Genomic DNA, 13255 nt, shown 5'->3' with positions numbered 1-13255 from the left:
AAACGGCAATCAGTCGATCGAAATGCTGAAGTTCTCGATCACCGTGTTGGCGAGGAGCTTTTCGCACATGGCTTTCAGCTCGGCTTCGGCTTTTGCCTTGTCGGCACCGTTGAGCTCCAGGTCGAAGACCTTGCCCTGGCGGACCTGGCCGACGCCTTCGAAGCCGAGCGCGCCGAGTGCCCCTTCAATGGCCTTGCCCTGTGGGTCGAGAACGCCGTTCTTGAGCGTGACGGTTACACGAGCCTTGATCACGATTGTCCTTCCTGCGCTTTACTTGACGAGAACCGGCCCCGTGCCGCGCACGGGTTCGTTTTCATTGATGATGCCGAGACGGCGGGCAACTTCGGAATAAGCCTCCACCAGGCCGCCCATGTCGCGACGGAAACGGTCCTTGTCCATCTTCTCATGGGTTTCGATGTCCCAGAGACGGCAAGAGTCCGGCGAGATTTCGTCGGCGAGGATGATGCGCATCATGTCGCCTTCGAACAGGCGGCCGCATTCGATCTTGAAATCGACAAGCTGGATACCGACGCCGAGGAAGAGGCCGGTCATGAAGTCGTTGACGCGGATGGCGAGCGCCATGATGTCATCGAGTTCCGCCGGGTTGGCCCAGCCGAAGGCGGTGATGTGTTCTTCGGAGACCATCGGGTCTTCGAGTGCGTCGGACTTGTAATAGAACTCGATGATCGAGCGTGGCAGAACCACGCCTTCCTCGATTCCGAGGCGCTTGGCGAGCGAGCCGGCGGCAACGTTGCGCACGACGATCTCGAGCGGGATCATCTCCACTTCCTTGATCAGCTGCTCACGCATGTTGAGGCGGCGGATGAAGTGTGTGGGAATGCCGATCTTGTTCAGATGGCTGAAAATATATTCGCAGATGCGATTGTTCAGAACACCCTTGCCATCGATGACTTCGTGTTTCTTCTTATTGAAGGCGGTGGCGTCATCCTTGAAAAACTGGATCAGCGTGCCCGGCTCAGGTCCCTCGTAAAGGATCTTGGCCTTGCCCTCGTAAATACGGCGGCGACGGTTCATTGGTGTTGTTCTCTATCGTTGGCGCTCTGGAGGAAGCGCAATTGGATCTGTCTGTTGGCGTCCCCATAACGGATAAGAAGCAAATTCACAATCCGCCAGCGCCTCCTTCCTCGGATTTCCGGCTTTGGTGGGTACCAATGCGAGAATCGCGATCCTGTCTTCTCATATTCTACAGGCTTTTACTTGACGATGGAATGAAGCCCACCGGTACTGCACAGGCTAGTGACCCAGCCTATGCAAGCCATTGTATCACACTGGCCGCTATTACGGTTTGAGGCTGCTCATAAACTTGGCGAAGACCATCGTGCCTTCCGGCCAGGGACCGTGGCCGGAATCGGCATTGATATGGCCCGCCTCACCGGCATCGATCAGCTGAGAGCCCCAGCTACGGGCCAGCTCTTCGGTATGCTCGTAGCTACTGAAGGGATCGTTGCGGCTGGCGATGATGAGCGAGGGAAAAGGCAGGGGATCGAGCGGGTAGGGACCGAAAGTCATCAGATGCTTCGGTTTGATCTTCGGATTGGCGACATCGGGCGGCGTGACGAAGAAGGCGCCAGCCACTTTTTTGCGAAAAAGCGGGATCGCGTGGATCACCGAGGGAACGCCAAGCGAGTGCGCCACCAGTACCACCGGTTTGGTGCAAGCGTTCACCTCTTCGGCGATACGGGCAACCCAATCATCGCGCACGGGCTTTGACCATTCAGCCTGTTCCACGCGCCGCGCCGTCGAGAGCTTCTGCTCCCAGCGCGTCTGCCAGTGGTCGGGGCCGGAATTGGTGTAACCGGGAACAATGAGAATATCTGCTTCGGAGACTTTCATGATGTGCCGATGTGGAAAAGGAAGGCCTGGCTGTCAAGGGAAAAGGCGACAATTGCCGCAAAATTTGCTAGTATCATGCCTGCCGGTAGCGATTGATGATGTCGGCGTCTCTTTTGCTCGACATTCCCGTGCCGCCAGCTGAACACATAGGCTGATGAGGAGGAGGAATATTATGGCAGCATTTCACGTCATGGCTGGAGCAGACCATACCTTTACGCGTCCGGCCATCCGCAAGATCGGCGTTGCCGATCTCGTCGATGCCCTGAAACTGGGGCTGGACGACTTCAGGGAAAAACCATCGCACTATGTCTTTCTGTGTTTGATGTATCCGATCGCGGGTATTGCGCTGCCCCTGTGGAGCTCTGGCGCCAACCTGCTGCCGTTGCTCTTTCCGTTGATGTCCGGCTTCGCACTGCTGGGGCCGTTGGCGGCGATCGGCCTTTACGAGATCAGCATGCGACGGGAAAAAGGGATGGATACATCCTGGCGGCATGCTTTCGACGTGCGCTTTTCGCCGGCCTTGCCGTCGATCATCGTGGTCGGCCTTATGCTGTTTGCCTTCTTCATCGTCTGGCTGGTGGTGGCGCAGACCATCTATGTGGCCTTTTTCGGTGATGCGGTGCCGGTAACGCTGTCGTCGTTCATATCCAATGTGCTGACGACACCGCAGGGCATGGCGATGATGTTCTGGGGTAATCTCGTCGGCTTCGTCTTTGCCGTTGTGGTTCTGGCGACCACCATTGTCACCTTCCCGCTACTGCTCGACCGCGATGTCGGTGCCGTGGCGGCGGTCGATGCCAGCCTCCGCGCAACATTGCTCAATCCGGTGCCGATTGCGATCTGGGGCGTGATGGTGGCCGCACTTCTGGTGATCGGTACTATCCCGATCTTCGCGGGCCTTGCCGTAGTCATGCCTATCCTCGGCCATGCCACCTGGCATCTCTATCGCAAGCTGGTCGTGCCCGCCGGTGCGCATTAGACCAGGCTTGTCTGGCGCCCGTTGTATGGAACCGGGATGACCTTGCAGCGTTGATCCGCGTCACCTCTCATGTATCTCCCAATTCGGGGGATACGCAGGGCGTGGAGGAGGATGCGGTTCATGGCAGAGCTCAAGCATATTTTCGCGCGTTTCGCCGCCATTGTTTCGGAATGGGCGGGGAAACCGGTTATTTTCATCTTGGCGCTGCTATCGGTTGTAGTCTGGGGTCTGACGGGGCCGATCTTCGATTTCTCAGAGACCTGGCAGCTTGTCATCAACACCGGCACCACCATCATCACCTTCTTGATGGTCTTCCTGCTGCAGAACGCACAGACGCGTGATACGCGCGCCATCCAGGCCAAGCTCAACGAACTCATCCTGACCAGTGCCGCGGAAAACCGTTTCGTCGGGATAGAGAATCTCGACGAGGAGGATCTGAAACACCTGGACCGACTGGTGGAAAAAGCTGCGAAGAGCCGCGGCGAGGAGGCGGAAAATGGCCAGCGAGAAAATATGCCCTCCGCGAAATCGCGCCTGAAACAGAAAAAGCGGCGCATTGTCAGCGCCGCCCCTTCAAAATCGGATCGATAGGCTTGTTCGACCTTAGCCGAAAACGCGCTTGAAGATCGTGTCGATGTGCTTGGTGTGATAGCCGAGGTCGAACTTTTCGCGAATCTCCTCTTCCGAGAGCGCAGCGCGGACCTCCTGGTCGGCAAGCAGCTCCTCAAGGAAGTCCTTGCCCTGTTCCCAGACCTTCATGGCATTGCGCTGGACGAGACGGTAGGAATCCTCGCGGGAAACGCCGGCTTGGGTCAGCGCCAACAGCACGCGCTGGGAATGAACAAGTCCGCGGAACTTGTTCAAATTATTCATCATATTTTCCGGATAGACCAGAAGCTTGTCGATGACGGTAGTGAGGCGTGACAGTGCGAAGTCGAGGGTCACGGTCGCGTCCGGGCCGATCATGCGTTCCACAGAGGAGTGCGAGATATCGCGCTCGTGCCAGAGAGCCACGTTCTCCATTGCCGGAAGGGCATAGGAGCGGACCATGCGGGCAAGGCCGGTCAGGTTTTCGGTCAAGACCGGGTTGCGCTTGTGCGGCATGGCCGACGAGCCCTTCTGGCCGGGGGAGAAATATTCCTCGGCTTCCAGCACTTCGGTGCGCTGCAGATGGCGGATTTCGACGGAGAGGCGCTCGATCGAGGAGGCGACGACGCCGAGCGTTGCGAAATACATGGCGTGGCGATCGCGCGGGATGACCTGCGTCGACACCGGCTCCGGCTTCAGGCCGAGGGCGGCGGCGACATGCTCTTCGACGCGCGGATCGATATTGGCGAAGGTGCCGACAGCGCCGGAAATGGCGCAGGTGGCGACTTCCTCGCGCGCGGCGATCAGGCGCTGCTTGCAGCGCTCGAATTCGGCATAGGCAAGCGCCATCTTGACGCCGAAAGTGATCGGCTCGGCATGGATGCCATGCGAGCGGCCGATGGTGACGGTATCCTTGTGTTCGAAGGCGCGGCGCTTCAGCGCTTCCAGCAGCTTGTCGATATCGGCAAGCATGATGTCGGTGGCGCGTACGAGCTGGATGTTGAAGCAGGTGTCGAGCACGTCGGAAGAGGTCATGCCCTGGTGCACGAAGCGGGCATCGGGACCGACGATTTCGGCCAGGTGCGTCAGGAAGGCGATGACGTCATGCTTGGTGACGGCTTCGATCTCGTCAATGCGGTCGACGTCGAAGGTCGCCTTGCCGCCTTTTTCCCAGATGGTCTCGGCAGCGGACTTCGGAATGACGCCGAGTGCGGCCAGAGCGTCGCAAGCGTGAGCCTCGATCTCGAACCAGATACGGAACTTGGTTTCGGGCGACCAGATGGCGACCATTTCCGGTCGGGAGTAGCGCGGGATCATGGGCTCACAACTTTCTTGGGGTGCGGGAAACGAATGCTTGGCGCCCCCATAACAAAGACGGGCGGCAATCTCAATGTTTCTTGGCGCAATCTTTCGTTCGGCTCAACGCATATGCCTGGCGAGATAGAGGCTCGCGGCCGCCAAACAGAGGAGACCGAAGGGTAAAAACAGGCCAAGGCCGAGGACCGCGAACTGATAGACGGCACTGGCGCTGGTGAAGGCGAACTGGAATGCCCAGACGAGCGTACCGAAAGGCGCATGCCAGCGCGCATAGAACCAGCGGTAGTCCATGGCAAAGAGGAAGGCTGTCATGGCGACGGTGCCGACCGACAGCGTCAGGAAGAAGGCCGCGAAACGCGCTTCGAGTGCTCGACCGTGCGCGAGCAACCGCGCCAGCGGCAGCATGAAGGGCCAGGCAAGCGCGCCGCCGAGGAAATAGACGGCGATCAAGGCAGGCAGATGGCTCGTCAGAAGGCCATTGCGCAGATAGAGCGCTACCAGTGCTGAGCTTGCCATTGCGCTACCCCAGCAGAGCGCCCCGATCAAGAGCTGTCGATAGGAAGGGACGGCTGCCCTCAGCCGCCCGCTCGCAACGACAGCGCTGGCCGGATTAATTTGATCCAACGCGGCCCCGTTCTGCCGCAGCCCTGAGATCGGACACCGTCTGCTTGTAGGCCTCGACGGAAGCGCCCTTGAAGATCGCCGAGCCGGCGACGAGTACATTGGCGCCGGCGGCGGTGATCATCGGCGCGGTCTCGACGGTGACACCGCCGTCGACTTCCAGCTCGATCGGGCGGTCACCGATGAGTGACTTGGCGTTGCGGATCTTGTCGGCCATGGCCGGAATGAATTTCTGGCCGCCGAAACCCGGATTGACTGACATGATCAGGATCAGGTCGATATCGTCGAGTACGTTCTCCAGGATCGATAGCGGCGTTGCCGGATTGAGCGTGACGCCGACCTTCTTGCCGAGATTGCGGATTGTCTGCAGCGAACGATGCAGATGCACGCCCGCCTCTGCGTGAACCGTAATCCGGTCGCAGCCGGCCTTGGCGAAGGCTTCGAGATAGGGATCAGCGGGCGAGATCATCAGGTGGCAGTCAAATGTGGCGGTCGTATAGGAGCGCAGCGACTTGATCACATCGGGCCCGAAGGAAATGTTCGGCACGAAATGCCCATCCATGACATCGAGATGGATCCAGTCCGCGCCGGCTTCGGTCACATCTCTGACTTCCTGCCCTAGCTTGGCGAAATCGGCTGCGAGAATGGAGGGGGCAATGCGGATCGGCAAGGTCATGAGATGGCTGAACTCCGTCTGATTTTTTCGCGCTTGGCTTATCACCGGTTCTGCTGGTGGACAACCTAGGCTGTCGCGACGAAGCGTATCTTCCTGGATTCGGTTCGCTGAGGAAGGGTATCTCTGTTTGAATACGACTTTGTCGATTAAGAAGAGGCGCGAATTTCGTGGCAATTACATTGCTTGCCGGCGGCAACGTGAAATGTGGAGATATTGTTTTGCCTGAGCAAATAAAAAATAAACGCCGTCCATTTTTGTCAAAGAGAGAGAAGCTAAGTCGAATATTATATTTTGCTATATTCTATGCTTTTTGCTTCGCTGTTGTCGCTATATTCGACACGGAATGGGTAACGATTACACTGGGGTGCCTTGTTGTTGGCATCGGTATCGGCGAGCTTAACGGACTAAGTTTCTTATCCCTCTTCTCTCGACATCGTAACGAAAAAGACCAATGAGCCTTGGGTGCCAGACTTGCGCAGAACCCTATCAGTTCGACGCCGCCGCCACAGGCACGAAGGCGTTGCCGCACCATTCCAGCAAGCGGTAGGGATTGTCTGTCAATTCGTGGTTCCGGCCGAAGGTGATCGGGCCGATTGGGGTCTGAAAGGCTGTGCCGATGAGCTTGTCGGCAATCGGCTTGTTTTCCGCTTTGGCACTTTCGGCCGCCTGATTTGCGATCAGCGCTGCTGCTGCTGCCGGCAGGATGTAGCCGTCCGGTTCGATACCGCTGGTGCGCATAGCCTGTGTTGCCGCCTGGGCAGCGGGCAGACCGGCGTATTCGGGCAAGGCGATGGCCTGAACGCCGTCGGCCAAAGGCACAGGCTGATTGGCGGCGCGCATCGCGTCGCCGCCCATCAATTTCAATGGGATGCTCTCGCTCTGGGCATCTCGAGCGATGATTGCCACGTCGCTGCGGTCGCCACCGATGAAGACACGCGTGGCACCTGCCTTCTTCAGTCGGCGGACAAGGGCGATCTGCTGATCCTGGCCGGGGCGAAAGGTGTCGGTGAAAACAGGCTTCAGGCCTTTGTCCTCCAGCGCGCTGCGAACCGCGCTCACGAGTTCGCGACCGTGGATCGTACCATCGTCGATCAGCGCCATCGGCTCCGCCGTCCAGCCTTTCAGGATGGCGTCGACCGCCATCGCGGCCTCGGCAGTGTCGACCGGAGCAAGGCGGAACAACGGCCAGCCATTCTTCAGCGCATCGTCCATCAAGATGTGGGAGCGCGCCGAGACGGTGATGACGGGAATGCCGGCATCCTTCAGCCGTGGCAGCGCGCTTTCCAGGGTTTCGCTGCAGAGGAAGCCGATGGCGACCTGTACCTTGGCCGTGATCAGCGCCTCGGCCACGGCCTGGCCACCATCTTCAGTGCAGGGCTCATTGACGATGGTGGCGGAATTCTGCTGCGTTTGCACTTCGAATTTGGCGCCGGCGGTGATCTCGGCGCCGAGTGCTGCGAAGTTTCCGTCCTGCGGTGCTACAATACCAATATTGATGCCAGCGGCATGGCTGCTGCCGGCTGCCAGAAGCAGCATCATCAGAAGCGGTATGCGACGCAGAACATTCATCGGCTGGGTTATCCTGGGCAAATCTTCTGCCCTTTTATCCACATGACAGTGGTCGTCAAAGAAAAAGCAACAAAATCACTCGGTTTTCAATAATCCTATTGTAGAAAAGCTAGCATCCGACCGCCATATTGAACGGAAACTGAGAAATGACGGAAATGAGGGAAACGATCGTGCTTGATAGGCAGAGTATGGTTCCGGCGCTCTATCGCGATGCCATGAGCCGTTATGCGGGTCATGTGCAACTGGTGACCACGGCACTCGGCAGCGAGCGGCGCGGGGTGACGATCACGGCCGCCTGCTCGGTCTCCGATAATCCGGCCACGGTTCTGATCTGCCTCAACAACACCAATGTGAAGAACGAGATCTTCTTCAAGAGTGGTGTCTTCGCGCTGAATGCGCTCGGCGCCCATCATCAGGGGCTTGCGGACGCCTTTTCCGGAAAAATGAATCTGACCAACGATGAGCGCTTTGCCGCCGGCACCTTCGATACACTGGTGACCGGCGCGCCGGTGCTTGCCGACGCTCTGGCGGCCTTCGACTGCCGCGTCACCGAGATCAAGGAAGCTTCGACGCATCACATCATTTTCGGCGAGGTCATGGCTGTGCGTTTTAGTGAAACTAAGCCGGCTCTGCTCTATATGAACCGCGACTATCACACGCTATAAACTCCCTAGCGCATAACCCCTTGAATCGGAATCGACTTAAGGAAAGGTTTATGCGCCAGTTTAAGATGTTACTGCGTCCTTTGCGCGTCCGATAGGACGCGCGGCGCAGTAATGGGAGAAACCATGTCGGATAAAGCTGCCTCCTCATTGCCCGGCTCGATCGACGAGACGATCGCCTTGCTCGGCGCTCACGACTATCTCGCCGGACGGGCGCTTGGCACCGTGCTGTTTCTGGCGCTGAAGATGAAGCGGCCACTGTTTCTCGAAGGCGAGGCCGGTGTCGGCAAGACCGAGATCGCCAAGGTGCTGTCGAAGGCGCTCGACCGGCCATTGATCCGCTTGCAGTGCTATGAAGGCCTCGACGTTTCCTCCGCCGTTTATGAGTGGAACTACCCGGCGCAAATGCTGGAAATTCGCCTTGCCGAAGCATCGGGTCTTACCGATCGCGACCGTGTCGAGGCCGATATCTTCTCGGAGCGCTATCTGATCCGCCGGCCTGTGCTGCAGGCTTTGTCTAGCGTCGGAGGCCGCTCACCGGTCTTCCTGATCGACGAGCTGGACCGCACCGATGAGGCATTCGAAGCCTTCCTGCTGGAAGTGCTGTCCGATTTCCAGGTGACCGTGCCGGAGCTCGGCACCATCACGGCCGCCGAACCGCCGATCGTCATCATCACCACCAACCGCACCCGCGAGGTGCACGACGCTCTGAAGCGGCGCTGCCTTTATCACTGGGTCGAGTATCCCGAGGCGGCGCAGGAGCTTGAAATCATCCGCCGCAAGGTGCCGGGCTGCAACGAGGCGCTGTCGCGCCAGATCGTCGCCTATGTTCAGAAGCTGCGCACGCTCGACCTGTTCAAGAATCCCGGTGTCGCCGAAACCATCGATTGGGCGACGGCGCTGACCGAACTCGACCAGCTGGCGCTCGATCCGGAGACGATTTCCGATACGCTCGGCGCCCTGCTGAAATACCAGGACGACATCGCCCGCATTCAGGGCGGCGAGGGTAAGCGGGTGCTGGACGAGGTGAAATCCGAACTGCTCGCGACGGAATAAAGCGATGGAGCCGCAAGCGCAGGATGGCATCGTCGCTCTACCGTCACCACCCGGTGGCGGGCACCTTGCGGACAATATCGTCTTCTTTGCGCGTGCACTCCGCAAGGCTGGCCTGAAGATCGGGCCTGCTGCCATTGCCGACGCCATCGAAGCCGTGGAGGCGATCGGTATCGGTTCGCGCGAAGAATTTCATGCAGCGCTCTGTTCCACCTTCGTCAAGCGCCATGAGGATCTCGCGGTTTTCGACGAGGCTTTTCGGCTGTTCTGGCGCTCGCGTGATCTCGTGCAGAAGATGATTGCGATGATGTCGCCGATCGCACTCGACAATCGCGAAAAGGAAAAGCCGAAGCCGGGCGAAACCCGCGCCGGTGATGCCTTGCTCGGTGACCGTAACGACCGCCGGCCGCAGCGCGAGACGCCTGATATCGAGATCGATGCCCGCTTCACCACATCCGGCAGCGAAGTGCTGCGCCGCATGGATTTCGCGCAGATGTCGGCCGCGGAGATCGCCGTTGCGAAGAAGGAATTGGCGAGGCTGAAACTGCCGCTGGATAGTGTGCGAACGCGCCGTTTCGTGTCGGCACATGCACCGGTCAGGATCGATCCCCGCGCGACGATGCGCTCGGCGTTGCGCAACGGCGGCTCCCTGATCCTACCGCGTTATCGCAAGGCCAGGGAGATGCAGCCACCGCTGGTGGTGCTGGCGGACATCTCCGGCTCGATGAGCCAATATACCCGCATCTTCCTGCATTTCCTGCATGTGCTGACCGAGAGACGGCGGCGCGTGCATACCTTCCTGTTCGGCACGCGGCTGACCAATGTCACGCGGGCGATGCGCCACAAGGATCCGGATCAGGCGCTGGACGAATGCACCGCTGCGGTCCGCGACTGGTCAGGCGGCACGCGCATCGGTGAAACGCTGAAGGAGTTCAATCGGCTCTGGGCGCGTCGCGTGCTCGGGCAGGGCGCGATCGTGCTTCTCATCACCGATGGATTGGAGCGGGACGGCGTCGAGCTTCTGGAAACCGAGATGGATCGGCTGCATCGCTCTTGCCGGCGGCTGATCTGGCTCAACCCGCTGCTGCGCTTCGAAGGGTTTGAACCTCGTGCCCGAGGTGTGCGAACCATGCTGCCGCATGTTGACGAATTCCGTCCGGTTCACAATCTATTATCTCTTGCCGATCTCGTGTCGGCCCTCAGCGCCGGTCGCGCCGGCGCCTATGATCCACGCCGTTTTCTCGCCAAGCTGTGAGGCACTGATGACGAACACATCCGAAAGCCTGGATCCACTTGTGATCGCGGAGGAATGGGCAGCTGCCGGCCGCAGCGTGGCGCTGGCGACCGTCATCGATACCTGGGGCTCCGCACCTCGCCCGACCGGCAGCCATCTCGTCATCGACGGCGATGGCAATTTTCATGGCTCGGTGTCCGGTGGCTGCGTCGAGGGCGCCGTGATTACAGAGGCGCTGGATGTGATCGAAAGCGGCAAGGCTCGCATGCTGGACTTCGGGGTGGCCGATGAAACCGCCTGGCGGGTCGGCCTGTCTTGCGGTGGCCGCATTCGCGTCTATGTCGAGAGGCTCATTTGATGGACCGTCAGATACTGACGAAGCTGAATGCATTGAGGCGGGCGCGGCAGGCGGTGATCTTGGTCAGCGATCTTTCCGGTGGCGCGGATCGGCTGATTGTGGAGGGGGATCCGGTTGATGGTCCGCTTGCCGATGCCGTCGCTTTCGCCCTCCGCTCGGGAAAGTCTTCCGCAGTGGATATTGAGGGCCAGAGCCTCTTTCTCAACGTTCACTTGCCGCCAGCGCAGATCGTCGTCATCGGCGCCGTGCATATCAGCCAGGCCTTGGCGCAGATGGCTGTGCTTGCCGGTTTCGATATTCGTATTATCGACCCGCGCACCGCCTTTGCGACGCCGGAGCGCTTCGATGGCGTCGACCTCGTTGCCGACTGGCCGGTGGAAGCGCTGAAGGAGCGTCCGCTCGATGCCTATACGGCGCTGGTGGCGGTGACCCATGATCCGAAGATCGACGATTTTGCGATTGGCGAAGCGTTGAAAGCTGGCTGTTTCTATGTGGGCGCTCTTGGCAGTCGTAAGACACATGCGGGCCGGCTAGAACGATTAACGCGGGAAGGGCAGACGGAAGGCGATCTCGCCAGGATTCGCGCGCCCATTGGTTTGCCTATCGGCGCGTCCAGCCCGGCGGAAATTGCTGTTGCCATTCTGGCCGAGATTATCGGAGCATTGCACGGCCGCGATATCTTGTCGCCGAAGGGTGACAAGCAATGATCTTCGGCGATTTTCCGACGAGAGAGGCGGTTGGCGCGGTCCTGGCGCATTCCATTCGCTTGCCCGATGGCAGCTTTGCCAAGGGGCATGTTCTTGAGCTGGCAGATATTCATCGTCTCGCCGCTGCCGGGATCGATCGGGTCATCGCCGCGCGGATCGAACCGGGCGATCTGATGGAGGACGAGGCTGCGGAGCGGTTGGCGCGGGCGATTGCGCCGGATCATCTAACCTTTTCCGAGGCGGCCACGGGGCGCGTCAATGTTCATAGCGCGGTCGACGGCCTGTTCGTTGCAAACCGTGCCGTCGTGGACAGCCTCAACAGCGTCGATCCGGCCATCACGCTTGCCTGCCTTGCCGACCACATCCCGGTGCGTCGCGGCGATATGGTGGCGACATTCAAGATCATACCGCTCGCGGTCTCTGTCACGAAAATTGCCGCCGGTGTCGATATCCTGCGGCGGATGACGACGGCGTTCGAGGTCAAGCCGTTCCTGCCGCATGCGATATCGCTGGTCGCCACCGAACTGCCATCCCTGAAGACCTCCGTGATGGACAAGACGGCGCGCATCCTGTCGCAACGGCTGCAGCTCGCTGGCAGTGCGCTGGCGCGTGAGGAGCGCGTGGCGCATCAGGCGCCTGCGGTTGCGGAGGCGATCAATGAGGCGTTACGGGCCGGCGACCAATCGCCAAAGCTGGTGATCGTCTTTGGAGCATCCGCCGTGATCGACGCTGGCGATGTCATCCCGGAAGCGATCCGGCTGGCGGGTGGCGACGTCATTCAGGTCGGTATGCCGGTCGATCCCGGCAATCTGCTGGTGCTCGGCAAGGTGGGTGATGTCTATGTCGTCGGCGCCCCCGGCTGCGCCCGCAGTCCGAAGGAAAATGGTTTCGACTGGGTGCTGGACCGCATTCTTGCCGGCGAACAGCCGACACCGCAGGAAATCAGCGGCATGGGCGTCGGAGGGCTCCTCATGGAAATACAATCGCGGCCACGGCCGCGCGATATCGCAACCAAGCCGGAAGCGCAGATTTCGGTTGCCGTCATTCTGCTTGCAGCCGGCAAGGCGAGCCGCATGGGCGAGGGTGGACCACACAAGCTGTTGGCTGAGTTCGACGGTATCCCGCTGGCGCGGCGTTCTGCGCTGACGGCCTTCTCAAGCGGCGTTGTCTCCGTGATTGCGGTCACCGGTCATCGTCGTAGAGAGATCGAGAGTGCACTTACCGGGCTGGCGGTCGAACTGGTGCACAATCCAGACTATGCCTCCGGCATGGCAAGCTCACTGGTCGCTGGCATCGGTACGCCGGCGGCGCAACGGTCTGATGGCGTGCTGGTCATGCTGGCCGATATGCCGGGCGTCACGAGTGACGACCTGAAGGTGCTGATTGCTGCCTTTCGCAAGGCGGCCGGTCAGGCTATCGTGCGTGCCGTGTCGCGCGGCAAGCGTGGCAATCCGGTCATCCTGCCGCGAGCGGTCTACGACGCCGTGATGCGTCTGGAGGGGGATGTCGGCGCCAGACATATCATCGAGACTTCGGGGCTTGCCGTCGTCGATGTGGATATCGGCGATGCCGCCCATCTCGATGTCGATACGCCCGAAGCCGTGCTTGCAGCCGGCGGAATTTTGAAAGGGTAGGGA

Annotated in this window: 16 protein-coding genes; 9 read left to right on the top strand and 7 right to left on the bottom strand. The window is 59.9% G+C overall.

Going from position 1 to position 13255, the window contains the following annotated elements; translation table 11 throughout:
* Positions 1–9 precede the first annotated feature (9 nt).
* The 3 genes from purS to HB780_RS16350 form a co-directional block, all read right to left on the bottom strand.
* Positions 10–252, bottom strand: a complete 243-nt coding sequence (purS, locus tag HB780_RS16360; RefSeq protein WP_007696302.1) for a phosphoribosylformylglycinamidine synthase subunit PurS — start codon at positions 250–252, stop codon at positions 10–12.
* A gap of 18 nt (positions 253–270) precedes the next feature.
* Positions 271–1035, bottom strand: coding sequence for a phosphoribosylaminoimidazolesuccinocarboxamide synthase (gene purC, locus HB780_RS16355; protein WP_007696300.1), 765 nt, complete (start codon positions 1033–1035; stop codon positions 271–273).
* 264 nt (positions 1036–1299) lie between these two features.
* Positions 1300–1854, bottom strand: coding sequence for an RBBP9/YdeN family alpha/beta hydrolase (locus HB780_RS16350; protein WP_183693641.1), 555 nt, complete (start codon positions 1852–1854; stop codon positions 1300–1302).
* Between the two features lie 172 nt (positions 1855–2026).
* On the opposite strand from HB780_RS16350, the gene HB780_RS16345 reads away from it, so the two are divergent.
* Positions 2027–2833 carry a DUF2189 domain-containing protein gene (locus HB780_RS16345; RefSeq protein WP_183693639.1) on the top strand — a complete coding sequence of 269 codons (807 nt, stop codon included), beginning with the start codon at positions 2027–2029 and terminating at the stop codon, positions 2831–2833.
* A gap of 120 nt (positions 2834–2953) precedes the next feature.
* Positions 2954–3424 carry a low affinity iron permease family protein gene (locus HB780_RS16340; protein ID WP_183693636.1) on the top strand — a complete coding sequence of 157 codons (471 nt, stop codon included), beginning with the start codon at positions 2954–2956 and terminating at the stop codon, positions 3422–3424.
* A 12-nt stretch (positions 3425–3436) separates the two neighbouring features.
* Here HB780_RS16340 and purB read toward each other — a convergent pair whose 3' ends face one another.
* The 3 genes from purB to rpe all read right to left on the bottom strand — a co-directional run bounded on the left by purB (position 3437) and on the right by rpe (position 6035).
* Positions 3437–4738, bottom strand: a complete 1302-nt coding sequence (purB, locus tag HB780_RS16335) for an adenylosuccinate lyase (RefSeq protein ID WP_183693633.1) — start codon at positions 4736–4738, stop codon at positions 3437–3439.
* A gap of 102 nt (positions 4739–4840) precedes the next feature.
* Entirely contained in the window at positions 4841–5362 is a 522-nt protein-coding gene (locus HB780_RS16330; protein ID WP_183693631.1) for a hypothetical protein, read from the bottom strand.
* Entirely contained in the window at positions 5349–6035 is a 687-nt protein-coding gene (rpe, locus tag HB780_RS16325; RefSeq protein WP_183693627.1) for a ribulose-phosphate 3-epimerase, read from the bottom strand. The genes HB780_RS16330 and rpe overlap by 14 nt, the downstream gene beginning before the upstream one ends.
* A gap of 167 nt (positions 6036–6202) precedes the next feature.
* Between rpe and HB780_RS16320 the strand changes: the two genes are divergently transcribed.
* The gene (locus HB780_RS16320) at positions 6203–6490 is read left to right on the top strand and encodes a hypothetical protein (protein ID WP_183693624.1); all 288 of its coding nucleotides are present in this window, start codon (positions 6203–6205) and stop codon (positions 6488–6490) included.
* A gap of 31 nt (positions 6491–6521) precedes the next feature.
* On the opposite strand, the gene HB780_RS16315 is transcribed toward HB780_RS16320, so the two are convergent.
* On the bottom strand, positions 6522–7604 hold the full coding sequence (locus tag HB780_RS16315; RefSeq protein WP_183693621.1) for a branched-chain amino acid ABC transporter substrate-binding protein: 1083 nt from the start codon (positions 7602–7604) through the stop codon (positions 6522–6524).
* Positions 7605–7750: 146 nt separating this feature from the next.
* Here HB780_RS16315 and HB780_RS16310 point away from each other — a divergent pair, with 146 nt between their 5' ends.
* From HB780_RS16310 to HB780_RS16285, 6 genes are all read left to right on the top strand, one after another.
* Positions 7751–8269, top strand: coding sequence for a flavin reductase (locus HB780_RS16310; RefSeq protein ID WP_183693618.1), 519 nt, complete (start codon positions 7751–7753; stop codon positions 8267–8269).
* A 123-nt stretch (positions 8270–8392) separates the two neighbouring features.
* Positions 8393–9322, top strand: a complete 930-nt coding sequence (locus HB780_RS16305; RefSeq protein ID WP_183693616.1) for an AAA family ATPase — start codon at positions 8393–8395, stop codon at positions 9320–9322.
* A 4-nt stretch (positions 9323–9326) separates the two neighbouring features.
* Positions 9327–10574, top strand: coding sequence for a vWA domain-containing protein (locus tag HB780_RS16300; protein WP_183693612.1), 1248 nt, complete (start codon positions 9327–9329; stop codon positions 10572–10574).
* A gap of 7 nt (positions 10575–10581) precedes the next feature.
* Positions 10582–10911 carry an XdhC family protein gene (locus HB780_RS16295; RefSeq protein ID WP_183693609.1) on the top strand — a complete coding sequence of 110 codons (330 nt, stop codon included), beginning with the start codon at positions 10582–10584 and terminating at the stop codon, positions 10909–10911.
* Positions 10911–11618: an XdhC family protein gene (locus tag HB780_RS16290; protein WP_183693607.1), complete on the top strand. Its 708-nt coding sequence runs from the start codon at positions 10911–10913 to the stop codon at positions 11616–11618. Before HB780_RS16295 ends, HB780_RS16290 begins: the two co-directional genes overlap by 1 nt.
* Positions 11615–13252: an NTP transferase domain-containing protein gene (locus tag HB780_RS16285; protein ID WP_183693604.1), complete on the top strand. Its 1638-nt coding sequence runs from the start codon at positions 11615–11617 to the stop codon at positions 13250–13252. Before HB780_RS16290 ends, HB780_RS16285 begins: the two co-directional genes overlap by 4 nt.
* Positions 13253–13255: the final 3 nt, after the last annotated feature.

The sequence above is a fragment of the Rhizobium lusitanum genome (genome assembly GCF_014189535.1).
Lineage (GTDB): Bacteria > Pseudomonadota > Alphaproteobacteria > Rhizobiales > Rhizobiaceae > Rhizobium > Rhizobium lusitanum_C.
Note: the sequence above shows the minus strand (reverse complement) of the source record. Positions and strands in the feature narration are given on the sequence as shown.